The sequence below is a fragment of the Haloarcula montana genome (assembly GCF_035666295.1).
GTDB lineage: Archaea > Halobacteriota > Halobacteria > Halobacteriales > Haloarculaceae > Haloarcula > Haloarcula montana.
Map to the genome: position 1 here is coordinate 175,574 of NZ_CP142027.1, position 23,902 is coordinate 199,475.

At 63.9% G+C, this 23,902-nt stretch carries 26 protein-coding genes and 2 tRNA genes; 12 read left to right on the forward strand and 16 right to left on the reverse strand.

The features are described 5' to 3' along the window. Window positions 1-81: 81 nt before the first annotated feature. The 7 genes from VJ109_RS00880 to VJ109_RS00910 all read right to left on the reverse strand — a co-directional run bounded on the left by VJ109_RS00880 (window position 82) and on the right by VJ109_RS00910 (window position 4,909). Window positions 82-411, reverse strand: a complete 330-nt coding sequence (locus VJ109_RS00880) for a 4Fe-4S dicluster domain-containing protein (protein ID WP_276221057.1) — start codon at window positions 409-411, stop codon at window positions 82-84. A gap of 261 nt (window positions 412-672) precedes the next feature. After that, window positions 673-1,680 (reverse strand): arsenic resistance protein, encoded by a 1,008-nt coding sequence (locus VJ109_RS00885; protein WP_324758343.1) that lies wholly within the window; start codon window positions 1,678-1,680, stop codon window positions 673-675. A gap of 18 nt (window positions 1,681-1,698) precedes the next feature. Next, entirely contained in the window at window positions 1,699-2,520 is an 822-nt protein-coding gene (locus tag VJ109_RS00890) for an alpha/beta hydrolase (RefSeq protein ID WP_324758345.1), read from the reverse strand. Then, the gene (locus VJ109_RS00895; RefSeq protein ID WP_324758347.1) at window positions 2,490-2,783 is read right to left on the reverse strand and encodes a hypothetical protein; all 294 of its coding nucleotides are present in this window, start codon (window positions 2,781-2,783) and stop codon (window positions 2,490-2,492) included. Before VJ109_RS00895 ends, VJ109_RS00890 begins: the two co-directional genes overlap by 31 nt. Window positions 2,784-2,835: 52 nt before the next feature. Further along, complete coding sequence (asd, locus tag VJ109_RS00900; RefSeq protein WP_324758350.1) at window positions 2,836-3,873, reverse strand: aspartate-semialdehyde dehydrogenase; 1,038 nt, start codon at window positions 3,871-3,873, stop codon at window positions 2,836-2,838. A gap of 64 nt (window positions 3,874-3,937) precedes the next feature. Then, window positions 3,938-4,372 carry a DUF7960 family protein gene (locus VJ109_RS00905; RefSeq protein ID WP_324758352.1) on the reverse strand — a complete coding sequence of 145 codons (435 nt, stop codon included), beginning with the start codon at window positions 4,370-4,372 and terminating at the stop codon, window positions 3,938-3,940. Between the two features lie 66 nt (window positions 4,373-4,438). Then, window positions 4,439-4,909, reverse strand: a complete 471-nt coding sequence (locus tag VJ109_RS00910; RefSeq protein WP_324758354.1) for a GDP-mannose mannosyl hydrolase — start codon at window positions 4,907-4,909, stop codon at window positions 4,439-4,441. Between the two features lie 95 nt (window positions 4,910-5,004). On the opposite strand from VJ109_RS00910, the gene VJ109_RS00915 reads away from it, so the two are divergent. Continuing rightward, complete coding sequence (locus VJ109_RS00915; protein ID WP_324758356.1) at window positions 5,005-6,246, forward strand: MFS transporter; 1,242 nt, start codon at window positions 5,005-5,007, stop codon at window positions 6,244-6,246. Here VJ109_RS00915 and VJ109_RS00920 read toward each other — a convergent pair whose 3' ends face one another. Next, the gene (locus tag VJ109_RS00920) at window positions 6,247-6,846 is read right to left on the reverse strand and encodes a DUF4864 domain-containing protein (protein WP_324758358.1); all 600 of its coding nucleotides are present in this window, start codon (window positions 6,844-6,846) and stop codon (window positions 6,247-6,249) included. It abuts the gene before it with no gap. A gap of 85 nt (window positions 6,847-6,931) precedes the next feature. Here VJ109_RS00920 and VJ109_RS00925 point away from each other — a divergent pair, with 85 nt between their 5' ends. The 6 genes from VJ109_RS00925 to VJ109_RS00950 all read left to right on the forward strand — a co-directional run bounded on the left by VJ109_RS00925 (window position 6,932) and on the right by VJ109_RS00950 (window position 10,960). Next, complete coding sequence (locus VJ109_RS00925) at window positions 6,932-7,609, forward strand: DUF4013 domain-containing protein (RefSeq protein ID WP_324758360.1); 678 nt, start codon at window positions 6,932-6,934, stop codon at window positions 7,607-7,609. Window positions 7,610-7,657: 48 nt separating this feature from the next. Beyond that, window positions 7,658-8,695, forward strand: coding sequence for a tyrosine--tRNA ligase (locus VJ109_RS00930; protein ID WP_324758362.1), 1,038 nt, complete (start codon window positions 7,658-7,660; stop codon window positions 8,693-8,695). A 94-nt stretch (window positions 8,696-8,789) separates the two neighbouring features. After that, window positions 8,790-9,455: a class I SAM-dependent methyltransferase gene (locus tag VJ109_RS00935; RefSeq protein WP_324758364.1), complete on the forward strand. Its 666-nt coding sequence runs from the start codon at window positions 8,790-8,792 to the stop codon at window positions 9,453-9,455. Between the two features lie 56 nt (window positions 9,456-9,511). Continuing rightward, window positions 9,512-9,582 (forward strand) — tRNA-Gly (locus VJ109_RS00940). Window positions 9,583-9,963: 381 nt separating this feature from the next. Then, window positions 9,964-10,356, forward strand: a complete 393-nt coding sequence (locus tag VJ109_RS00945; protein ID WP_324758365.1) for a hypothetical protein — start codon at window positions 9,964-9,966, stop codon at window positions 10,354-10,356. A 10-nt stretch (window positions 10,357-10,366) separates the two neighbouring features. Beyond that, the gene (locus tag VJ109_RS00950) at window positions 10,367-10,960 is read left to right on the forward strand and encodes a hypothetical protein (protein WP_324758367.1); all 594 of its coding nucleotides are present in this window, start codon (window positions 10,367-10,369) and stop codon (window positions 10,958-10,960) included. 992 nt (window positions 10,961-11,952) lie between these two features. Here the strand turns inward: VJ109_RS00950 and VJ109_RS00955 are convergent. The 3 genes from VJ109_RS00955 to VJ109_RS00965 are packed head-to-tail and all read right to left on the reverse strand — an operon-like array spanning window position 11,953 to window position 13,719. Beyond that, window positions 11,953-12,348, reverse strand: coding sequence for a hypothetical protein (locus VJ109_RS00955; RefSeq protein ID WP_324758369.1), 396 nt, complete (start codon window positions 12,346-12,348; stop codon window positions 11,953-11,955). Between the two features lie 53 nt (window positions 12,349-12,401). Beyond that, window positions 12,402-13,208: an HD domain-containing protein gene (locus VJ109_RS00960; RefSeq protein ID WP_324758371.1), complete on the reverse strand. Its 807-nt coding sequence runs from the start codon at window positions 13,206-13,208 to the stop codon at window positions 12,402-12,404. A 37-nt stretch (window positions 13,209-13,245) separates the two neighbouring features. Next, complete coding sequence (locus VJ109_RS00965) at window positions 13,246-13,719, reverse strand: redoxin domain-containing protein (RefSeq protein ID WP_324758372.1); 474 nt, start codon at window positions 13,717-13,719, stop codon at window positions 13,246-13,248. Between the two features lie 249 nt (window positions 13,720-13,968). On the opposite strand from VJ109_RS00965, the gene VJ109_RS00970 reads away from it, so the two are divergent. Continuing rightward, window positions 13,969-14,205, forward strand: coding sequence for a twin-arginine translocase TatA/TatE family subunit (locus VJ109_RS00970; RefSeq protein WP_324760369.1), 237 nt, complete (start codon window positions 13,969-13,971; stop codon window positions 14,203-14,205). 71 nt (window positions 14,206-14,276) lie between these two features. Next, window positions 14,277-14,350 (forward strand) — tRNA-Arg (locus tag VJ109_RS00975). Window positions 14,351-14,801: 451 nt separating this feature from the next. Here VJ109_RS00975 and VJ109_RS00980 read toward each other — a convergent pair. Together VJ109_RS00980 and VJ109_RS00985 are read right to left on the reverse strand one after the other, a co-directional pair. After that, window positions 14,802-17,456 (reverse strand): 5'-nucleotidase C-terminal domain-containing protein, encoded by a 2,655-nt coding sequence (locus VJ109_RS00980; RefSeq protein WP_324758373.1) that lies wholly within the window; start codon window positions 17,454-17,456, stop codon window positions 14,802-14,804. Between the two features lie 170 nt (window positions 17,457-17,626). Beyond that, on the reverse strand, window positions 17,627-18,523 hold the full coding sequence (locus tag VJ109_RS00985; RefSeq protein ID WP_324758375.1) for a halocyanin domain-containing protein: 897 nt from the start codon (window positions 18,521-18,523) through the stop codon (window positions 17,627-17,629). A gap of 238 nt (window positions 18,524-18,761) precedes the next feature. Here VJ109_RS00985 and VJ109_RS00990 point away from each other — a divergent pair, with 238 nt between their 5' ends. Continuing rightward, window positions 18,762-19,124 (forward strand): ArsR/SmtB family transcription factor, encoded by a 363-nt coding sequence (locus VJ109_RS00990; RefSeq protein WP_324758377.1) that lies wholly within the window; start codon window positions 18,762-18,764, stop codon window positions 19,122-19,124. Further along, window positions 19,121-19,423, forward strand: a complete 303-nt coding sequence (locus VJ109_RS00995) for a DUF7521 family protein (protein ID WP_276221033.1) — start codon at window positions 19,121-19,123, stop codon at window positions 19,421-19,423. Before VJ109_RS00990 ends, VJ109_RS00995 begins: the two co-directional genes overlap by 4 nt. Here the strand turns inward: VJ109_RS00995 and VJ109_RS01000 are convergent, their stop codons facing one another. Next, the gene (locus tag VJ109_RS01000; protein WP_324758379.1) at window positions 19,424-20,020 is read right to left on the reverse strand and encodes a halocyanin domain-containing protein; all 597 of its coding nucleotides are present in this window, start codon (window positions 20,018-20,020) and stop codon (window positions 19,424-19,426) included. 248 nt (window positions 20,021-20,268) lie between these two features. On the opposite strand from VJ109_RS01000, the gene VJ109_RS01005 reads away from it, so the two are divergent. Next, entirely contained in the window at window positions 20,269-21,795 is a 1,527-nt protein-coding gene (locus VJ109_RS01005) for a cryptochrome/photolyase family protein (protein ID WP_324760371.1), read from the forward strand. Between the two features lies 1 nt (window position 21,796). Here VJ109_RS01005 and VJ109_RS01010 read toward each other — a convergent pair whose 3' ends face one another. Further along, on the reverse strand, window positions 21,797-23,506 hold the full coding sequence (locus VJ109_RS01010; RefSeq protein WP_324758380.1) for an ABC1 kinase family protein: 1,710 nt from the start codon (window positions 23,504-23,506) through the stop codon (window positions 21,797-21,799). A 52-nt stretch (window positions 23,507-23,558) separates the two neighbouring features. After that, window positions 23,559-23,858: a DUF8011 family protein gene (locus VJ109_RS01015; protein ID WP_324758381.1), complete on the reverse strand. Its 300-nt coding sequence runs from the start codon at window positions 23,856-23,858 to the stop codon at window positions 23,559-23,561. Window positions 23,859-23,902 lie beyond the last annotated feature (44 nt).

Sequence of the window (23,902 nt, forward strand, 5' to 3'; positions counted from 1 at the left end):
AGGTAACTGAAGCGTCGGTGACACCCTCCTCGACAGAAGCGCTCGTCGTCGTCGGTAGACGGGCAGTATCCCGAAAAACCGTCAGATCCGGCCGGCGCGGCCCGGGTCGACGTCGATGGCGTCGACCGGACAGACGTCGACACAGAGCATACAGTCGATACACTGGTCCTCGTGGGCGGGGTCGGCCTTGATCTCGCTCTCGGGGTGGTCGGGCGTGTCGACCCACTCGAAGACGTCGACCGGGCAGTCCTCAAGACAGGCACCGTCGGCCAGACAGATGTCGAAGTCGACGGCGACGTGTGTGCCGTGAATCCCCAGTGTGTCGGGCTCCTCGACGGGTCCCCAGACGTTGTGGCCGTCGTGCTGTTCCACGATGTCGCGGTTCTCCTCGAACTCGGGGTCGATGGCCATTGCTATCTAGCTACACTTCGGCTGCGTAGTTAAACCTTTGACCGGACGGGCGTTCGTGCCGGCGATACCTCTCCGGAACCTGGGTACCGACAGCAATAATCCGCTCGGTTTCGGTCGGGCGCCTGAACGGACAGTTCTAGCGTTGCGACCCGGCCGACGGTAGCGTGCGGGTCCGAGAGAGCCACTGCCCGGTGCCGGTGATCCACGGGTTTCCGGAGCGCGGCCGGCACGTCGGCGGACCGTCGACAGCAGTTCGCCGGTTCACTCTTCCCGTGGGCCGTCCGGACTAGCGGAGTGACACGCGGTATCGGGGACGAGCCTCCCCGGGACGACACGCGTAAGGACGACCATCCCCGATAGCTCGACGAGCGTCTGTGTGACGACGACCGCCGGAGCGAGCCCGTAGCCCGACGGCAGTGCGAGCGCCAGTGGCAAGACGACCAGTGAGTTTCTGGTCACGGACGTAAACACCAGCGAACGGCTCTCCCCGACGCCCATCCCGAGTATCCCTGCCGTGAGTCGTCCGAGGAGCGGCATAACGACCAGAAACGCCACGTACACGGGGACGACGGCGACGATCTGTCCGATCGAGTCCCACACCCGGGGCAGTTGTGAAGCGACGATGACGAACAGCGTCACACCCATCATCGGTACCGGGAACCACCCCATCGCGTTCCGCCATCCCTCGCCGCGGGCGGACCGCTCCGCCCAGGACTCGGTGACCCACGCGAGCGACAACGGGGCGGCGATGATCACGACGAAGGCTTCGAGGAACGGGCCGGCCTCGATGAAGTCGGCGACCGTCGGGCCGATAAACAGCCACAAGTACACCGGTAGCAAGACGAGCTGGACCAGCATGAGTACGGGCGTCGCGGCGGTAGTCAGTTCGGCGTCGCCCCCGCCGAGTTCCGTGAACGTGATGACGTAGTCGATACACGGGGTCAGCAACACCATGAACGCGCCGACGAGGATCACCGGCTCCCGTGGGAGGAACCGGGAGAGACCGAACACGACGAACGGAACGACGACGAAGTTCATCCCGAGGGCGGCGCCCATGAACCGGCCGTTCCGGAACGCCCGTCGGATGCGGACGAACGGGACCTCCAGGAAGGTCACGTACAACAGGACCGCCAGGACTGGGTTGATCAGCGGTTCCAGGACCCGGCTCGTCTCCGGGGCGACGGAACCGACGCCCACCGCGACGAGCACGGCGACCGCGTACAGCGTGACCTGATTGCGCTGAATCCGGCGTTTCGAGAGTTCTACCATCGAGACGCACCAGACAGTTCACCGACGGCGGTCCAGGAACGACGCCGTCCGCTCGAACACGCTGTCGTAGCAGTGGCCGTGAAACGGGAAGGCGTGGTCCTCCTTGCGGAGTTCGAGTTCGGCGTCGGTCACCGGTTCCAGCAGTTCGTGGAACAGTTCCGACTGGGCGGCGGGGACGACTTCGTCGTCGGTGCCGTGGACCAACAGCGTCGGCGGAGCGTCCGTGTCGACGTGGCTCGTCGGCGAGGCCAGTTCGGCCCGATCGGGGTCGTCTGTCGCCGCCACACCGAGGTAGCCGACATCGACCCGTTCGTCCGGGTCGGGATCGTCCTCGCGCTGTCGAGCCGCCGCTAGGAAGTCGTAGATGCCGGCGTAGCCAACGACGGCGTCGACCGCCGAGGACGCGCCCGGATACGCTTCGGGTTCGAACGCGGGGTCGTTCTGTGTGACACCGGCCATCGCGACCAGGTTCGCGCCGGCGGAGTGACCGACCAGCGAGACGCTGCTCGGGTCCGCGCCGAACCGCTCGCCCTCGCTGCGGACCCACTCGATGGCTGCCTTCACGTCGACGACCGGCGCGGGGAACTGTGCGTCCGGGGCGAGGCGGTACTGCGGTTCGATGGCGACGTACCCCTCGGCGGCGAAGTCCATGGCCTGGCGGGCGAACTCGCCTTTGTCGCCCACGTGGAATCCGCCACCACGGACGAGGACGACGACCGGGAGCGGTCCGGTCACGTCTGTCGGTTCCACAACGTCGAGGCGGAGTGTCCCCCGGTCCGTCTCGTGAAACGGGAGGTCCCGGGTGACCGTCAGCGTCTCCGCGGGCTCGGGCTGGCGCATGGGCTGGCTCCGCCGCCCATCGGTTTCAACGTCCCGGTGTCGGTACACTCGGACTCGTCGACGGATCGGTAGTCAGCCTCGTAGAGCCACTCGACGGCGCGGTCGGCGGCCGCCGCCGAGTAGCCGGCAGCCTCGACGGCAGCGGCCACGGCCGCGTCCGGGACGGGACCGTCCGACTGTTCGTCGAGCAGTTGCCACTCCTCCAGCGCACAGAGTTCCGCCGCCGAGTGGTCGGCCATCGTGAGCCAGACGCGCCCTTCCATGGACATAGGATCGGCAGCAGGCAGTAAGAAGCCCCGTCAGACGGGCGGCAGACTACAGATAGCCGTTCTGGAGGAGGAGTTCGCCGTTGAGGATGCTCGCGCCGGCGGCGCCCCGCATCGTGTTGTGCGCGAGGCAGTTGAACTGCACGCCGTCGGTCGTCTCGCGGAACCCGCCCACGGCGACGCCCATGCCGCCCTCGGTGTTGCGGTCCAGGCGGGGCTGGGGACGGTCGGGTTCCTCGAAGACCTTGATCAGGTGTTCGGGCGAGGACGGGAGGTCGACGCCGGTGACCTCGTCCATCGCGTCCGCCGCCGCGTCGGCGGTGACATCTTCGGCGGTGTCGGCCCAGACGTTCTCCAGGTGGCCGTCCAGCGTCGGGATGCGGTTACAGGACGCGGCCACGTCCATGTCGTGGAGACGGACCTCGGCGCCGTCGAACTCGCCGAGCAGTTTCCGGGACTCGGTCTCCATCTTCTGTTCCTCGCCCCCGATGTGGGGGATGGCGTTGTCGATGATCTCCATCGAGGAGACGCCGGAGTAGCCCGCACCCGAGACCGCCTGCAGCGTCGAGACCCGCACGTCGGTCAGGCCGAACGCGCGGTCCAGCGCTTCCAGCGGTGGAACCATCGTGATCGTCGAGCAGTTGGGGTTTTTCAGCAGCGCGCCGTCCCAGCCGCGCTCGTCGCGCTGGACCTCGATGAGGTCGACGTGTTCGGGGTTGACCTCGGGGATCGTCAGCGGGACGTCGGGGTCCATCCGCCCGTTCGAGGAGTTCGAGGAGACGACGTAGCCCGCTTCACAGAAGTCGGGTTCGACCTCGGCACCGACACCGGAGGGAAGTGAGGAGAAGATCAGCGAGACATCGTCGGGGACGTCCTCGGGTGTTGTCGCGCCGACCTCCATCTGTGCGACTTCCTCGGGGATGGGCGCTTCGACGCGCCACTTCGCGGCCTCGCGGTAGCTCTTGCCAGCGCTTTCCTCGCTGGCTGTCAGTGCAGCGATCTCGAACTCGGGGTGGGGGTCGAGCAGTTGGATAAGTCGCTGTCCGACAGCCCCAGTCGCTCCGAGTAGACCGACGCGTACAGTCATCGGTTGACACACGGCCGTGGGTGGTCAAAACAGTTTGGATACGCCCCGCCGCGCCCGCTTGCGATCAGGCTTCGGCAGTATCCTCGAACACCCAGGTGATCACGCGCGCCTCGACGAGGTCACGATCCTCGACGTGTGGGTCCCCGGGGGAGTCGAGAACGTCCTTGGCCTCCCGTCGCATCCGCGCTTCGACCGCGGAGTGATCCGGCTCGTCGCGGATGTCGTTGAGCAGCGCCTCGAAGTCCTCCCGCAGGTCGAAATCCGCACGGGCCGCGTTACACCGTGAGAGCGGGCTCATCCCGGTCTCCAGGACGAGGTCACGAACCGTCTCCCAGTCACTGTCACAGAAGTACAGCGACACCTCGCCGACGATGTCCTGCCAGGCGATCGGGCCGGCGTGTTTCAACATCGGGACCGCCCGCGGCGGGAGGTCCAGCCGCGTCGCCACGTCCGGGTTCCCACACAGACAGCAGGCCGTCTCTCGCTTCCCGGTGTACATGTCCAGAGGTTGGCCTGGACGGACTTGTGTACTGCGTTCGCCGTCTCCCGAGGAACGACGCTGGGGCTACGCCGCGTCCGTGGCGACGCCGGCGTCGACGAGATACGCGCGAACGTACGGATGGAGGTCATCGGTGTCGACCGGCGTCGGCTCCCACCGCAGATCGGCGTGTTGGTCGTCGGTCTCGGTCGCTCGCGAGTCCGCCGTCACGAGGTAGCCGATCGGGACGTAGTGTTTCCCGTCGGCGACGTCGGCGTCGGCAACGTCATAGAAGTGCTCGTAGACGCCCAGTCGACGCTCGATCTCCACCGTGACGCCGAGTTCTTCCTCGGCGATCCGATGGACCGCGTCGTCGAGCCGCTCGTGTTTCTGGACGGTCCCGCCGGGGACGAACCACTCGCCTTTCGCGGGGTCGTTCGCTCGCTTGCCGAGCGCGATCGAATCCTCGTGTTGAACGACCAGATCGACCGAGACCAGCGGGACGTTCCCGACGATCGTTCGCCACTCTTCGTCGGGAATCCGTTCTCCCTGTGTCATGCTGGATCGGGTCGAACCGCTCGCTGAAACGAGTTCCGTTCGACGCCGCCGGCCTGCAACGACATCCCTAACTTCGTACGGTCGTTCAGGGGGATATGGGCCGATTCGTCCCCGAGCGCAGCGGTTCGCGGACCGTCGTCCTGGCGGTCATCGCGAGCACCTTCTTCGTGGGCTTCGGCGGGGGCGTCGTCTTCCCGATCCTCCCGAACCTGGGCGCGTTGCTCGGCATCTCGCCGTTCGTCGTCGGACTCATCCTCAGCGCCAACCGGATCACGCGAATCGTCGCCAACGCCCCGGCGGGGTCGCTCATCGACCGCGCCGGGACGCGGACGCCGTTCGTCGTCGGCCTGTTCGTCGAGGGACTGGCGACGATGGGCTACGTCGTCGCGCTCGACGCCAGCGCACCTGCGCCGGTGTTCCTCCTGGCACGAGTGCTGTGGGGGATTGGCAGCGCGCTCGTGTTCGCGACGGCCTACACAATCGCCGCCGACGTCAGTACTGCCGACACCCGCGGAGCGAACATGGGCGTCGTCCGTGGCGGGATCACGCTGGGGTTCCCGGTGGGCCTGTTGCTGGGCGGGATCGTCAGCGACCTCTACAGCGTGACCGCGGCGTTCGTCCTGGCGGCCGGATTCGCCATGCTCGCCGGCGGGATCGCCTACCGGCTGGTCCCGGAGACACACGTCGACGGAACGCGGGAGAACGTCGCTCCCTGGGAGATCGAACGGAGCGCGACGACGTTGACGGTCGGACTGGTCAACTTCGGCCTCTACTTCGCGTATCTGGGCGCGCTGTTCTCGACGCTCGTGTTGCTCGTCGACGCCAGGAATCTGCTGGTCTGGGGGTACGGCCCACAGGGAACATCGGGGCTGTTCATGGGACTGACCGTCGCCGCCGCGTCGGTGTTCATGCTGGGCGGCGGGAAACTCAGCGACGGCGACACCGGCCGGCTCCCGGTCCTCCTGGCCTTCCTCGCGGTCTCGTTCGCCGGCTTCGTCGCGCTCGTGTTCGCTCAGTCGCTGCCGGTCCTGGTGTTGTCCTGTCTGTTCATCGGAGCCGGACAGGGTGGGACCAGCGGACCATTGATCGCGTTGCTCGCCGATCTCACGCCAGCCGAGCGGATGGGTCGGGCGACCGCGACGAACAACGTCCTGGGTGATTTCGGCGGCGCGCTCGGACCGCTGGTGTCGCTGCCCGTCGTGGATACGCTCGGCTTCGTCCCGGTGTACGTCACCTGTGCCGTCGTTCCGCTGGCGGCCGCGGTACTGCTGGTCGGCAGTATCTACGGCGAGACCGGTGCGCTCTCCTCCCTGGCCGAGAACGCACCGCCGGAGTAGCTATCTCTCGACGACGCCGGTCGTCATCCAGCAGCCCTCGTAGGGGGGTGTCGTCTGCTTCTCGACGATCCACCGGTAGGTCCGGACAGTGCCGTTCGACGTCCTGACGGTGACGTTCCGGCGTGCGGTCCCAGGCCGGCTATCGCGTTCGATGGGGTCGTAGGTGACCGACTCGGCGTCCAACAGGGGCCGGTACTCGTCGGTCACCACGTCGACGAACGACTCGTAGGACGGGAACGAACCGCGGTTCGACGGCGCCGCGAACCGCCAGGTCGTGTTGATCCCCGCGTGGGTCTCCGGGTCGTCGGCCCGGAGCGCAGACACCTGGATGTGGATGACCAGCCCCGGCGGTCGGTCGCAGTTCGGTTCGAGCGAGTACAGTCGCGTCCTGTTGGGTTCGTCTCTGGTGGCGGTGATACTCCCCCAGTACTCGTACTGGGGGCTCGGTCCATTGGGTTCTCCCGCCGTCGTCATCGTCGGTACGGGGGCTGGTGTGACCGCTGACTCCGAGGGCGGCCGTGTCTCACTGCCCACAAACTGGCTACAGCCGGCAGTGACCAACAGGATCACGAGGGCGAGTCCGTACCGGCTGCGGGACATACCCACACAGTGGCGCTGGAACGGCTTCGGTGTTGTCCTTCGACCGACCGCGGGAGATAAGTCGATCCGTCGAGCAGCGTGATTGATGCTCGGCGACGCACTCCGGTACCCACAGCGCGGGCCGGGCTGGCTCAAGACCATCGCGATCGGGAGCGTGCTGACACTGGTCGGTGCGGTGACGTTCGTCCCGCTGATCCCGCTCCAGGGGTACCTGCTTCGCGTTCTCCGGACGACGATCGAGGGCCAGGACCGCCCGCCGGCTTTCGGCGACTGGTCGGACCTGTTCGTCGACGGCGCCCGAGCGATCGCCGTCCAGGTCACCTACGCGCTCCTCCCGGTGTGGCTGTTGTTCGCCGGGTTCGTCGTCTCCGGCTACGGCGTCTTCTCCAGTCTCGGCGGCACCGATCTGGGTGCGACCGTCGAGGCCCTCGGCTGGGTGCTCATGGCCCTCTCGGCCCTGACGTTCGTCGCCGCCGTCTACCTGGTTCCGGCGGCGTTGACCAGGCTGGCGCGGACAGGTCGGCTCCGGGCTGCCTTCGACCGCCGAGCGATCGCTGCCGCCGGTCGCCGCCCGATCTACGTCGTCGCCGTGATCGAGGCATACGTCGCCCTGCTGGTCGTCACCGGCGTCGGGACCGTCCTCACCGTCATCCTCGTCGGTGCCGTATTCGTCTTCTACGGTCAGGTAGCCGCGTTCTATCTGTTCGCACGAGGGTACACCGAAGCCAGCCGAGGGGCGGACGACAGCGCGGGGTCGGCCTGACGACTCCACACAGGAACGTTTTACTCCTCCGAGCGGGGACCGGGCCGTATGGATACTGACGAGCGCCTCGCCCTGACGACCCGCCACACGCGGGAGGTCGTCACCGAGGACGAACTCGCGGCGCTGTTCGAGGACGGCGACCCGTCGGCCTACATCGGCTACGCGCCGACCGGCGAGATGCACATCGGCCACTTCACGACGATGCGAAAGCTCGCGGACTTCCTGCAGGCCGGCATCGACGTGACGGTGTTGATCGCCGACCTCCACGCCCACTTGGACGACGAGAAGAGCCCCTTCGACCTGCTGGACGCACGCTCCGAGTACTACGAGGCCGCTATCGAGGGGATGATCGAGGCGGCCGGCGCCGACCCCGACGACATCGAGTTCGTCCGCGGGACCGACTTCCAACTCGACGAGGAGTACTCCCTGGAGATGTATCGCATGGCTGCGGAGACGACCATCGCCCGCTCACAGCGGGCCGCAAGCGAGGTCGTCCGCGAATCCGAGAGCCCCAACCTCGGCGGCCTCATCTACCCGCTGATGCAGACACTGGACGTGAAGGCGCTCGACGCCGACATCGCCTACGGCGGGATCGACCAGCGGGGCATCTACATGCTCTCCCGTGAGGTCCTCCCGGACCACGGCGGCGAGTCGCCCGTCTGTCTGTTCGCCCCGCTGCTGTCGGGCCTCTCCGGCGGCAAGATGAGCGCCTCGGATGCGAGTTCGAAGGTCAACCTCAACGACGCGCCCGATGTCGTCGAGGAGAAGATCGGCCAGGCCTACTGTCCACAAGGCGAGCGCGAGGACAACGGCGTGTTGGAGTACCTGGAGTACCTCGTCTTCCCGGTGCTGGCCGAACGTGGCGAGGACCTCGTGATCGAGCGCCCCGAAGAGTACGGCGGCGACCTCGTCTACGGGAGCTACGACGACCTGGAAGCGGACTTCCTGAGCGGCGACCTCCACCCGGCGGACCTGAAGCCGGCCGCCGCGGCCGCCATCTCCGCGGTCATCGACCCGATCCGGGAGCGCCTCGATGCGAACCCGGAACTGCTCGAAGCCGCGTACCCCGAGAAGTACGACCAATAGCGACCGGGCCAGTGTGTCCAGCGAACGACGACCCCCCTCGTCCGGTCGAAAGCGGTAAGCCACCGTTGACGGACAACAGGATAGAGACTGAACCGTGACCAATCACTCCCGTCAAACGGTCCGCGAAACCTACGAGACCATCGGGTCACACTTCGCGAAGACACGCGAGTACGCCTGGCCGGAGGTCGAGTCGTTCGTCGACGATTACGGGGACCGCGCCGAGGATGGGACGGCCCTCGACATCGGCTGTGGCAACGGCCGGCACGCGGAGTTGCTCGCGGCCGTCGCGCCGCGTGTCGTCGGGGTGGACGCGAGCCGGGAACTGCTCTCCGTCGCCGTCGACCGAGTACCCGAGACTGTTGCGCTCCTCTGTGGCGACGCCTCGCGGCTCCCGCTGAGGACACGTTCGGTCGCGCTCGCCGTCTACGTCGCGACGCTCCATCACCTCCCGTCAGCGCGTGCCAGACAGGCGAGCCTCTCGGAGCTGGCCCGTGTGCTCTCCCCGACCGGCCGCGCGCTGGTCAGCGTCTGGAGTACCGCCCACGACCGATTCGACGCGCCCGCCGACGCCGACTCCGGATTCGACACGACGGTCGACTGGACACTACCGGGCGGCGAGACGGTACCACGGTTCTACCATATCTACGCACCCGCCGAGTTCGAGCGATCCCTCGAAGAGAGCCCACTCCGGACGGTCTCGTTCGACGTATCCAGCGGGAACTGCTACGCCGTCGTCGAGTCCGAAGGGAAAAGTCCTTAATCACCGTGCGTCTACGGTCGGTTGCTTCCGCTTGCGATCCGCCAGCGGAGGAGTACGCGGCGGTGGTCTAGTGGTAGGACCTGAGCCTTCCAAGCTCATGGCCCGGGTTCAAATCCCGGTCGCCGCATGAGGCACCGCAGACGACTTCTACGGTCAAATTACGCTTCAAAAGAGGTACGTAAATAAATACGTACCAAAACACGCCTAACACTAACGACAAAACCCCACGCCGTCTGGTGGTTTTACAAACGCCCAAAGCTCAACGATGAAAATTAATAAAGAATCGAAAGAAAGCGTAAAGATTCCGTTCCCCATAGTTGGAAATGACAACGAAGAATACCTACAACAACAAGGACAACTCCAACTGGACGACTATCTCCAATTCAAAGAACAATTCATTGAGTGACATCATCCACTATCGATAATCACGGTGTGTGTGACGTTTATTCTTGATGTAACAAACCTGTACTATCAAAAGTTTTACTGGAATCACCTGAGAATTTCGACCATGCCTTCCAAATCACCAAACGAAGAACATCTTAACGAAACGTTTCGTCGGTGGCGCAATATGTACGATATTGATGAGATGAGTAAGTGGGAAATCAAAGACATAGAGAGTGAAAGGTACGAATTCAAGGCTCGGGTTGATGTGCTTAAAACAAGGTTCAACCAGGGTAGCAAAGTGGATGAAGAGATGTTAAAATTAACCAACAGTTGGTCGGGTGAGCAACCGCTGACCAGTCATGAACGCCAACGAATTCACGATGTCGAGAGGGAAATCCTCGGACGGTTCAAAACAGCAAAAGGAATAAAGTCTGAGAAGAAGACGATTGCACACGCCCAATTGATGGAAAGTCTCTCCAAATTTGTGCCTAATATTGTTCTGAAATTATTCGGGTGACTCTGTCCGTATGTCTTCTGATAAAACCGAGATTTTTCGCAGCGCATACGAGGAGTATAAAAAGACGTACGAGAGGCAATTAGAAACTCAATCATCTGTCAATAGCAAAGCCATTGAAATCATCAAAATTGACCTTCTGTTAGGGAGTGTTGCAGCCACGATAATAACGTTCAGTCCTTCATTTGTGGATATTCCTTACTTTCTTATTGGTTCTATATCATTAGTCTTCTCTATTACTTACTGCGTGACCGTTTTCTCTCCAACAAACGAATACGATGTAGGTACGGCAGAGAGTGCGTTTGAGGACATGAAAACGGCTTCGAACTTGGAGACTCACTACGAGGACCTCGCCAAGAGCTACAAAAATAGCGTCGGTAATTTTGATGAGAAATATGAAGAAGAAAAAGCTGATTTTGAAAGGGCTATCTGGTTTGCTACGTCGACAGTACTACTGTATCTCACAGGAGCGGGTTCTACTCTGTGGTCGTATTCAACCGGCTTCCGAACGCCGATTCACATAGACTTCGTAGTCATTCTATTGGTTGGCATTCTGACTATGTATATTAGAGAAAAAGCTATGGGCAAGCTTGAATACGCGTCCTAATCTAACACGGACCATGTCGGATGATAACGACAATTCGGACGATGATGACGGATACGACCGGAAACCAATCGAAAGAGAGCACGACCCCGACGAATAGCTCAAGGTAATCGCCCACGGGGTCGGTATTGAATAGCTCTCAGGATGGGGGTTGAGCTAATCATAAAGCTTCGTTGAACCCCGCCCCCGCACAGCAGATAATCACGGTGTGTGTTGTGGTGGGGTTAATACAGTAAGTCAGTATTCCTGTTTGGTCCGTTCAGGGAATCAGTGAGAGCGGGGGTCAAAGAAACTTAATGGTCAGAGGGATGGGAATTTCAACTCCTCAGGCCACTCGAATTTCTCATCTAACTCAAGAACTACTGTTCCTCGGTCATCATCAGCCGCCTCGGTGACAGTGCCAATACCCAAGGTGTCTAACAACTCCATCCGTGTTAGAACAGTAGGTCGACTAACGCCAGCAGCGGCTTCGACATCACTCGCCGTCATTACACCCACCCACTCATGTTAACCCGCTCCCCGGTCACGTCCACGGACGTGTACGAGGACAAATAGCGTTCGCGCTTAATGACTTCGACCAAGTTCAGGACCCGCGGCTGATGGATGGCGACTATTTCGACATGGGATTGGAGAAGTTCGGTTCGCTCAGTTCCTAACAGGCCATACTAAAATAGTCTAATTGTCAGTAGAAATTATGCTGAATGAGCCACGGGCTTATAACGTGGAACATCCGGGATTTTGACCGATTAGTATATAAACCCCTGAATCCGTATTCTCTCGATACCCAAGGATAGCAGGCTACTCCGGCGGCAACTCCGGTGGTGGCCCTGACGAGCGTAGCGAGTCACCTGGAGCCTTCCAAGCTCATGGCCCGGGTTCAAATCCCGGTCGCCGCATTCTGCGAGAAACAGACGTGACGAGCGAACGTATTCTCCGGCGAGTTGGATTACAGAGACCCGAGCGACAGCGAAGAACCGGGCTCGGGACAGGGTAGACTACGGCTCGACAGTCCAGTACGTATCGGACGTGATCGTCGCGTCGGGATTTGCGCCGAGCGAGAGTGTCAACCGGTCCGCGTGCTCCGTGGTGTCGAGTTCGACCGGATTCTCACTGGCGTCGCCGCGGGCTGGCATGACCAGAGGCGTCTCCCGCTGTGGAAGATCATCGACCGCGAAACGGGTAGTGTGTGCCGATGGCTCGGCCCGAGAGAGCGCCATCGTCTCGGTGGTGGACTCGTCCGTAGCGCCGAACAGTTTACGAGCGAGTGGGAGGCGGGCGAGGACATCGCCGGCCCGTGCGCGGAGTCGGGACCACAGCGACTCCGCCGACGCCCCGTCACGAGCCGTCTCGTGCCGGTTTCGCTGTCGTTCGTCGAGGGGCGTGAGACTCATACGCATAGCTACGGCGTGGGTAGATAAAACGGTTGTGTCGACGACAGGACGGTTCAGAGTTCGATCCGTTCGACGATCTGTTCGTCGCCGTCGTGGATGTTCAACGCGACGATACGGACGATCTCTTCGAGTCCCGAATCGTTCAGCTTCGCCTTCAGAAGGTTGTCGACCTGATAGACGCCGGCGGCGTTGTTCATCTCGATCTCGACGAGGACCGGGGACCCGTCGCCGGGTTTGAGCGTCACCCGCTCGATGGCCTGGCTGGAGACGGTGTTGATACCGCGACCGCCACGTTCGTAGGGAATCCGCGAGCGGCCGTGTTCCATATCGAGGGCGTCGGCGATACGAACGACACCCGCTTCCAGTGTCAGGGGTGTCTCTTCGGTGTGGTGACAGAGGATCGCGTGCAACACTTCACCCTTCACGCGGACGGCCTCGGGGATGTCGTAGAACTCCGGGAGGAAATCGTCCAACAGGTCCGCCGCGAGGGGAATAGAGTAGTACGGGTGATGGTCGCGGTGGACGACGTGGCCGATATCGTGGAGCGTCGCCGCGAGTGCGATGATGACAGCTTCGTCGGCTTCGTCCAGCCCCTGTTCGGCGGCACCGTTGAACTCGACGCCACCCTGCTTGAGCAGATCGTAGAGACACAGCGCCCGGTTACGGACGATACTGATGTGTTTCCGCCCGTGGTCGTTGTACCGCTTTCGCGTGACTGGATTGACGTTTTGGGCCTCCAGGTACGCCTGTATCTCGGTGTTCTCCTCGATAGCCCGGAGAATATCGTTGACTCGTTCGTCCGGGAACGCGTGGGGGGCCTGTGGATCGTAGATCCGACCACTGTCGTCGTCGGTGCTCATATCCCGACCACCGCGGCCAGGGAGAAAATCCCCTCGGTTACGCCGACTGGACGGCCTCGATGACCTCGTCGTAGTCCGGTTCGACACCGGGATCGTCGCTGACCCACGCGTACGTGACGACGCCCTCGTCGTCAAGGACGAACACCGCACGCTTTGCGACGTTGTGGACGCCGAGTTCGGCGAAGTCCATCGAGACGTCGTAGGCGTCGACCAGCGTCCGGTCGTTGTCGCTGATCAGCGGGAACGAGAGGTCGAGTTCGTCACGGAAGGCGTTCTGTGCGAACGGCGTGTCGATGCTGACGCCGAACAGCGTCGCGCCGGCCTCCTCGATGTCGGCGATGCGGTCCTGGAACGTACTCATCTCGTGGCTGCAGACGCTCGTGAACGCACCGGGGAAAAAGGCCAAGACGGCCGGTCCGTCGTCGAGTTCGTCCGCCAACGAGATCTCGTCGACGTCGCCGTTCGCGAGCGGTGCCGTGAATCGCGGTGCGTCGTCACCTACTTCGACCATATTCGTCTAACCGTACCGGCGGCCCGTTCAAATCCCTTCCGAGATCAGACCGTCACCGCGATCCCAGTGGGACAGCCAGCGATAGCCGACGATCCGTCAACCGCCCGTTCGAACGCACGGACCGTCCGGAACGGCCGGCGTTCAGGAGAACTGCCGTCTCACGGAAGCAGAGCGAGCAAAAAGACTATAATAGCAACCACGTTACGTTCGGTTACAATGTCAGGGACATTCGTACCACTGTTCCCAGGGATGCCGGGGACGACCGAGATGATGGTCATCCTCCTCATCGCTGTCCTGCTGTTCGGGGCGAACAAGATTCCGAAACTCGCACGCTCGACCGGTGAGGCCATGGGCGAGTTCCAGAAGGGCCGTGAAGAAGTCGAGCAGGAACTCGAAGAGATGCGTGATGGGCCAGGCCAGACCGAGGAGTCGACGAGCGCATCGACGAACACGTCGACCGAGCGAGCGACTGAGTCCGAAGAATAATCGGCTATATTCTCCGGTTTTTACAGACCACGAGCGAAAGCGTTTTTCACGCCAGTGGAGACACTCCGACAGGGCGTGTGGCCTAGTGGACTAGGGTGAGGGGTTCCTAACCCCTAGATCGCGGGTTCGAATCCCGCCACGCCCGTGCAGCGAACGGAGTGAGCGAACCGGCATGGCGGGATTCTGATCAGGGAGGTCGCGCGCAGCGCAGCGAGCACGTCCGACCGTGGTTCGAATCCCGCCACGCCCGTTCTCTGAGAAGCGGACGCGACGAGCAGCTATCACTCACGCCCAGTTCCGGACAGTGAGATAGGCGACGTTCATCAGGGCAACTCAGAGGAACGCGATGGCCTCCACGGCGAGCCCAGACTGTCGACAGTGGAGTGCGAGCGTGGCAGACTCAGCAGTGACAACGCGGCCCGCGAGAGTGGGAACGCGAGACAGATCGCGGCCAGAATCGTCACGGTCGGTCATTCAGCAGACAGAATCGTGGCTGCACAGACGATATGGAGGAGGGCACAGTGAGAGTGTGGGAAGCACCCGTGAAAACCCCGGGCAGAGAAACGGATCGAACCGAGTGCGTTGCAGCCGAGGGGTCAGACAGCCGCTTCAGTGTTGTACGCGGCGATCACCGCTCTGACGTCCGTGAGCGTGACCGGTTCGCCACCGACCTGCGTGTCGGCGTTGTACGCGGCGATCGCAGTCAGAACTTCCGTCATTCCGATCCGGCCGTCCTGTGGGGCGGTGTCGAACCGGGCCAGCGACGAGGTGTTCGTCCCGACCGCCTCCGTGACATCGGCGTTGAGCACGGAACTATCGAAGCTGTTTCGGTCTCCATCGAGTGCGCTGTCAGTGTAGCCGGCGTACAGCTGGAGCGTCTCGCTCGACTGAGCCAGGGGATCGAGGGCCGAGCGCTCGAACGTCGCTGTCAGCGTGCCGTTCGAGACTGACGCATCCGACGCATGGACGACGCCGTCGGAACTGTTCTCGATATGGACTGTCGAGGCGTCGACGGACTGGACGGTCTCGGGCACATCGAAGGAAAGCTGCGTCGTCGCGTCAGCTTCGGTCGCCGATGCACCGGAGACGGTCCGCGTGACTCGTCTGATGCGATCCTCGCCGTCGGGCGAGATCGGTGACGTGTCGTCGATGTACTCGGCGGTCGCCGTGCCGTAGAGAGTGTAGTCCGAATCGACGGTCCGGAGGTCGCTCATGTTCCAGCCGTACCGTTGACCGAACGTCCAGCCGGCCATGTAGGAGTTGACCGTGACGTCGTAGGTGGTGGTCGGATCGAGCGGTTCGCCTTCGACGTAGACGTCACCGACAGTGGTCTCGGCACCTGGTCGGTCGACGAACTCGTAGGTGACACCGCTGACCTGGAGCTGTGCCTGTGCGCCGTACTGGGCGTCGAGTCCCGTGACCTGGCTGGCGAGCAGTTCCCGCAGTTGCTCGCCGGTCATCTCCTTCGTGACGAGGTGGTTCCCGAACGGCAGGGAGGTGTAGATATCGTTGTACGTGACGGGTCCGGGATCGATGACGAAGTCCCCGCGGATACCGCCTGCGTTGGTCGCGGCGACGTTGGCACCGGTCTTGGCTCGGAACGCGTCCGTGACCGTGTTACCCCAGGCAGTCTCCTGTGCGTAGTTCGAACTGAACGTCGAGTCCAGCGGGACGGTCGTCCGGCCGGCGACCGTCGAGAGGTACTGTCCGCGGGCGTTCGCGACGGTGTCGTTCGCCGTCTGGTTGATCGGGTAGCCGTTGGAGCCATCGAGGGTAATGAGACGACCGCTGTCGAGGGACGTATCGTCCTGCCCGACCGAGAGGTTCGCCTCGCCGAGGTAGGCAGCGCGCGCCTGGGCTTCCATGACGACGGTCCCGTCGACGGTCTTCGGACCGTAGGTCACCTCGTCGTCACCGGTGACGATGACGTCGATGTTCTCCGTGTTGCGTGCGAGGGTCTCGGACTCGGGCACGCCGACGTGTGCCGCCGCGATGACGACGTCGACGTTCTCCTCCTCTTTGAGCGTCGTCGCGACGCGGCTCCCGGTCGAGACGTAATCCGTCACTTCGTACCCCTCGTCCTCGAAGTCGACTGCTGTCTTGGACGTGATCGCGTCGTCGACGAGGCCGACGATACCGATGGTGACGTTCCCGCGCTGGACGACGGTATAGCTCTCCGTCCCCGGGATAGTTCCGCCGTCCTCGTGTCGAACGTTCGCGACGAGCCACGGGAACGCCGAGTTGTCGCTGTACTCCTCGACGGCGGCGAAGCCGTAATCGAGGTCGTGGTTCCCGACGACCTCGGCGGCCGGATCAAGCGTGTTCAGCGTCTCGACGGGGACCGTGTGGTTGCTGACCGGCGAGAGCGAACTCGGACTGACCTGGTCGCCGCCGCCGACGACGACCGTCGGGTTGTCGATGGCCGCCTCACGGCTGTTGACGGCACCGACGAGTCGGCCCATCTTCGTCGGATCGGAGGCGGCCGTCTGGATGTCGTTGTACGAGAGGACGGTCAGCGTCGTCCCGTCGACCGGCGCGGACGAACCGTTGTCTGTCGGTGCCGTGTAACCGGCCATCGCCGTCGGTTGGATCTTGAACGCGCCGAAGGTGTAGTGGACCGGCCCGGAGAGGCTGTCGATGGTCCCGCCGGTCTCGCTCGGAACCGTGACGTTCGCGTGTGTCACGTCGTCGACGGCGATCTCGCCACTGCCGTCGGAGACGGCCCACTCGCCGTACTCTCCGGGCGTGGCGGTCACCGAGAGGTTCGAGACGGTGACCAGGACGCCTTCGTAGGCCTCTGTCGACGCCTCGTCGGTGCTGACGGCCGTGGCGTCGGGGACCGGCGCGGTCCCGGTGACGCTGACCGCCCCGGCCGCGGCGCCGATGTCGATCTCGGTGACGCCGTTGTACTCTTTGACGAGGCCGGTGACGGTCACCGTCTCGCCCGCCGAGACGGTACTGTTCCCGTAGACGTAGACGCCGCTGTACGGGCCGGTCCCGTTCTGGAGGAAGAACCCGCTCTCGGTGACGGCGGTGACGGTACCTGACGTGGTGACGTTCTGTCCATCGTAGGGTGAGGCGTCACCGCTCCCGCTAGGGGTCTGGATCTCGCTGATCGTGACGGTACTCGCGGTCGCACTGGGCTGGCCCACTGCCGTCACCCCGGCCGGCACCGTGGCCAGGACGACGAGCAGTGCAACTGCCAGCGGTGTGATCGATCGTAACTGTCTCGGTGGTGAATCTACCGACATTCGCTTCCAATCCTCATCCCCTCGGGTAAAGAGTCGTTATATTGTTATGATATACCGCTCGTATGTGAACGGTTGGAATATATAGCCGTCAGCGGGACCATCAGGGAACCGAACGGGGTGAGCGCTGGAGGGCCGAGGGAGGGCGGGAGGGGCCGTAGGGACGGATCGGCCTACTCGACGATGATCGCACCGCGCTGGCCGATCGCCTCGTGGGGCGCACAGTAGTAGCGATAGATCCCGTCGGCCTCGAAGGTGTGTTCGAACGTCGCCGAGGGCTCGTGGTCGATCCCGTCGGACCCGATGTCGTGGTCCTCGAAGACGACGTTGTGGCCGCCGCCGTCGCCGGTCCACTCCCAGCGGACCGTCGTCCCGGGAGCGATCCGCAAGACGGGCGGGGAGAACGCGAAGTTCCCGCCGTTGCCCGCGGCGCCGACGGTGACTGTCGCCGGGCCGGACCCGTCGTGGTCGGTGACGGTTCCGTCGAAGGACCCGGAGGTCGCGAGCCACTCGTCGACCGCTTCGTAGCCCGTCGACGGCGGCTCCCTGACGAGGACGGCGCCTTTCATCCCGTCCTCCCGGTGGGGCTCGGAGACGTACGCGTAGCTTCCCGTCTCCTCGAAGAGGTACGTGTAGCAGGTCCCGTCCTGTGCGTTCGTGCGGCCGCTGTCGAAGGTCCCGTCCAGTGCGACCACGTTGTGCTGGCCGCCGTGACCAGTCCAGTCCCAGATCACAGTCGTCATCGGCGGGACCTCGATCACCGGGGGAGAGAACGCGAGGCTGTCGTCGGTTGGATGGCCGACAGCGATTCTCGGCCGGGAGCGGATGCCGTAGCGGCGACGCTCGCCGTCGTAGCCGTTGGCGTCGGCGAGCCACTCCGAAAGCGACTCCGGTGGCGTCCGTTCGGGCGTCCCCGTCGTCGTCTGTGTGGTCGACGATGGGGATGTCTCGGCATCGGCGGCCGGGACCGCCTGTGCCGTCTCGTCAGTCGAGGTACACCCGGCTACTGCGGTGAGACCGGCCAGGGCAGTACACTGCAGGAACCGTCGTCGGGTAGAGGGCTGGCGCATAGCACTACGATAGTTGGCAGCACGGGACCCAAAAGATCGGGTCCGCTTTCCAGATTCTGGAAATCAACGACCTCCCTTTCAATACGGGCCATTTATTACCGGGTGGACGGACCCGAACCCCCCTCGTGACCGCCATCTTGAAACCCATCCCGTTGGACGGGTACCACGACGGTCACGTCCGTCCACCGGTACGCCGGCGTCCCAGACTCCCCCTGCCCCCAGTAGGAGGTCCCCAGTCGTGAGACGAGACGAGGAAATCGACACCCAGGCGGTGTTCGACGCGCTGGCCGACCCGGATTGCCGCGAGATCCTGGCGACGCTCGACGAGCCACGGCCGGCGAAACAGGTCGCACAGGACTGTGGGATGCCCCAGACGAGCACCTACCGAAAACTCGAACGGCTCAGTGAGGCCGACCTCGTCGCGGAGGAGACGGAAGTCCGATCCGACGGCCACCACGCGACGCGGTACGTCCGGGACTGCTCAGGTGTCTTCGTTACGGTGACAGCCGAAGACCAGTTCGACGTTGATGTCCTCCGGGACCAGGAGACGCCCGACGAACGCCTCGTGAGCCTCTGGACGCGGATCAGTGAGGAACTATGAACGAGAACATCCCAGTCGTCGTCCTCGGTTTCAAGACAGTGACGCTGCTGCTTGGCGGGTTCATCACCTACTTCGCAGCGAAAGCGGCACGAAAGACACGCTCGGACGCGTTGACCTACCTCGCGCTCGGGTTCGCGACGGTTACCTTCGGATCACTCCTGGCCGGCGTGGCCGATCAGTTGTTCGGGCTGGAGACCGGCGCCGCGCTGATCTTCGAAAACGCACTCACGGCGATCGGCTTCGCCGTCATCGCCTATTCGCTGTACGCGACCAGCGGCTCCTCGATGGACCGACCGTAGCTACTCGACGACAATGGCACCTTTCATCCCGACGCCCTTGTGGGGCAGACAGAAGTACTGGTAGACCCCGCTGGACTCGAACGTGTGCGTGAACTCGTGGCCCTCCTCGGTGACGGTCTCGCTCTCGAAGTCGCCGCCCTCGTCGACGACGTTGTGACCCGCGCCTTCGCCGGTCCAGGTCCAGGTGACCGTCGTCCCGGTGCTGATCCGGACGGCCGCAGGAGCGAACGCGAAGTTCCCGCCGTTGCCTTCGGCCCCGACCATCACCTCGACGGAACTACTTCCGGTCTCGTCGACGACCGAGCCGTCGAAGTTCCCGACGTCCGAGAGGTAGTCGCTGACCTCGGCGGGGACTTCACCGCCGCTCGATCCCCCGTCCTCGGCGCTCCCGTCTGCGTCACCATCGCTCGACTCACCGTCGCCAGAACTCCCGTCAGAGCCTCCGTCGCTCGATCCGCCGTCGTCGGAACCACCGTCCGATCCGCCATCGCCGGAGCCGCCGTCCCCGCCGGACCCACCACACCCAGCTAACAGGCCGACCCCGGATACGACTGCGGTACTACGGATGAACGTCCGCCGATTCAGGTCGTCTGACATACGTCCCGAGGTTGGGACCGTGTACTGAAAAGTGAGTCGATTGTGATAGTAGCGACCGAACGATAATGGAGGTTTTAACCCACTATATCCAGGAAATTTCGCAGATGCACATAAGCAAACCGCCGAACATGTAAGCCATCTTTCTACGGTCTCGACAGGGAAAAACGGACCGACTACCAACACAGTTCGGACGGGGCTTCTTTATGGCTCAGTCCCTGTACTCGATCGATGAGACAGAGGGATCTGCCGTGACCGTCTGGGTACGTGGCGACCACCTCGTCCGCAACCGGGGACCGCTGGCCCGTCGCCCGGACGAGCGAGTGCTTCTCGTCGAAGCCGAGTCGTTCGGCCGGAGGCTCCCGTATCACCCCCACAAGCTGACGCTCGTGTTCAGTGCGATGCGCCACTTCCGGGACGCCCTCCGCGAGGACGGCCGGGCAGTCGACTACCGGCAGGTCGATACCTTCGCCGACGGACTGGCTGCTCACTTCGAAGCCCATCCCGAGGAGACGCTCGTCACCACCGAGCCACAGACCCACGGCGGCCGGGAACGCATCGAGAGTCTCGTCGCCGACGCCGGCGGCGAGGTCGAGTTCGTCCCCGACGAACGCTTCTGCTGTTCACCCGAGCAGTTCGACGCGTGGGCGGATGGCGGACAGTACCGCCACGAGGAGTTCTACCGGTTCATGCGACGCGAAACTGGGTATCTGATGGACGGCGGCGAACCTGTCGGCGGGGAGTGGAACTACGACGACCGGAACCGCGAGACGCCGCCCGAGGACTGGGAGCCGGCCGCCCCACCGGCGTTCGACCCCGACGAGACGACCACGGCGGTCGCCGAGTGGGTCGAGACGACCTTCGACGGTGGGTACGAGGGCCAACCCTACGGTGGGTCCTGGGCCGATCCCGAGCCGTTCCGCTGGCCCGTGACCCGCCGGCAGGCCGTCCGTGCGCTGGATCACTTCGTCGAGCACCGCCTCGCGGAGTTCGGTCCGTACCAGGACGCGATGCGGGACGGGGAGTGGGCGATGAGTCACAGCCTGCTGTCGACCTCGCTGAACCTGGGCCTCCTGCTGCCAGAGGAGGTGATCGAACGAGCCATCGCTGCCTACGAGGACGGCGACGCGCCGCTGAACAGCGTCGAGGGGTTCGTCCGGCAGATACTCGGGTGGCGGGAGTTCCTCCGGCACGTCTACCGCCGGGAGATGCCCGAGCTGGCCACGGCGAACCAACTCGGCGCGGACGCCGACCTGCCAGAGTTCTACTGGACCGGCGAGACCGAGATGGCCTGTCTCTCGGATGTCGTCGACGGTGTCCGCGAGCGGGGTTACTCTCACCACATCGAGCGGCTGATGGTCCTCTCGAACTTCGGCCTGCTGTACGGCGTCGAGCCCGCACAGCTCAACCGCTGGTTCCACGCCGGCTACGTCGACGCCTTCCACTGGGTCACCACGCCCAACGTCGTCGAGATGGGGCTGTACGGCGCCGGCGTCTTCGCCACCAAACCGTACGCGTCCTCGGCGAACTACGTCGACAAGATGAGCGACTACTGTTCGGGCTGTCCGTACTACAAGACGAAGACGACCGGCGAGAGAGCCTGCCCGTTCAACACGCTGTACTGGGACTTCCTGAAACGTAACGAGGACGACTTCCGGTCGAACCACCGGATGGGACTGATGTACAGCCACGTCGACGACAAGGGCGACGAGGAGTGGGACGCGATCTCAGATCGGGCCGAGGAGGTACGGACGATGGCCGACCGGGGCGAACTCTGACTCACTGGTCGGAGCTGTCGTCCCGCCGCTGTCGCAGCTCGTGGCGGGTGAACTGCGGGGTTCCGAACTGCGGGCCACGCTGCCGTCGGAACGACCAGACGAGGACGCCGGCGACCACTGTCGTCACACCGGCGGCGACGGCGGCCGGCTGGAGCCCGCCGGCCAGATAGAGGAAGGCGACGAGTGGAACGCCGACCGCGACGGCGAGCCCCAGCAGGAGCCGCCGGGCCATCAGCCCGAGCAGGCCGTCGCTGTCGGCCAGCACTGTTCGCAGGTGGAGGTCGCCCCGGTCTGCCCGGTCCAGTGCGTCCTCGGCCCGTGGCCCGCCGGTCACGAGCGACCGTCCCGACGAGGCGACGGCGTCGCGGATCTCCGCGCCGATGGCCTTGCCGGCCTCGCTCCGCTGTTGATCGGTGACGTACTCCGTGATGACCTCGATGAAGTCGAACTCCGGATCGAGCGTCCGACAGACCCCTTCGAGGACGGTCGAGACGCGGACTACGAGCGCCAGATCCTGCGGGAGCCGCATCGGGAACGCGTACAACTGGCTCTCGAACTCGCCGACGAGCTGTTCGATCCGGAGGTCGCTGATGTCCTCGCCGCGGAACTGGTCGATGACGATTTCGAAGGCCTCCCGCATCACTTCGCGGTCGGCGGCGGGATCGAGTGCGCCCATCGCCACGAAGGCGTCCATCACCCGATCCACGTCGTCGGCCGCCAGCGCGACGTAGAACTCCATCAACTGTTCGCGGGTCCGGGGTCCCAGGTAGCCGGTCATCCCGAAGTCGTAGAAGACGATGGTTCCGTCGGGCTGGACCGCGAGGTTCCCCGGATGTGGGTCGGCGTGAAAGACGCCGTCCTCGACGACCATCTGCATGTACACCTCCTCTAACCGCTGGACGAGCGCACTCCTGTCGACACCGATCTCGTCGAGCCGTTCGACGTCGTCGATCTTCACCCCGTCGACGTAGCTCATCGTCACCACGCGGTCCGTCGAGTGACTCCCGACGACCTCCGGGACGGCGATGCGGTCGTCGTCGGCGAAGTTCCCGCCGATCTCCGTGAGCATCCGGGCCTCGTGGGCGTAATCCATCTCTCGGCGGATCGTCGCGGCGAACTCCTCGGTGAGGTTCTCCAGCGTGAACGCCTGTGCCGGCTCCGCTCCGCGGACCAGGATGGGCGTCAGCGTCTCCAGAACCCGCAGGTCCGACTCGACCCGGCTCCGGATATTCGGCCGGAGGACCTTGACGGCGACGCGCTGGCCGTCGAGTTCCGCGGTGTAGACCTGCCCGAGCGAGGCGCCGCTGATTGGATCGCGGTGGAACTCGTCGAACCGCTCGTCGATGGGTCCCAGTTCCGCCTCCAGCGCGGGCCGGATCTCGCTCCAGTCCTCGGGTGGGACCTTGTCCTGCAGTTCCGAGAGGATCTCCGTATACTCGATCGGAAGGGCGTCGGGCCGGGTCGAGAGCATCTGGCCGAGTTTGATGAAGGCCGGCCCCAACTCGACGAAGGTGTCCTTGAGAAACTCGGCGCGGCGACGGCGGTCCGCGCTCGTGACCGTCCGCGAGCGGCCGACGACCAGGAACCGCCGTCGGTCCCGGAGCCAGGCGACCGCGAGCGGGACGAACTGCCAAGCTACGACGAGCGCACGCCAGATGGCTCGAAGGCGGATTCCGAGCCCCGAGGGACGGGGGCGCTGGGACTCACTCACTATCGGCGTTCAGTGTCCAGCGCAAATGAACGTACTGGATAGGCACCGTCGTCTATCCGGTCACGATGCCGGGGGAGAGGACGATCGCGGCGATGAGACAGACGAACGTGAGGATCGATGCGACACGGAGCGTGCCGGCTATCTTTCGCCGGTGTATCGGGAGCGACTCCGCGGTGCCCGAGAGCACCGCCCCGAGCGCCATCGCGAGTACCCAGGTACCCGATGTCCCTCCCAAGTACACGTAGAAGTACAGATATATCACCAGGAAGGCGAACGCGCCGGCGAACTGCACCAGCGAGTTCGGTCGGCCGGAGGGCTCGCTGAACAAGACATCATTGACGGTGGAGGGCATCGTCCGACGGAACGCCCGCGGCCGACAAAAATCTCGGGGTCGGG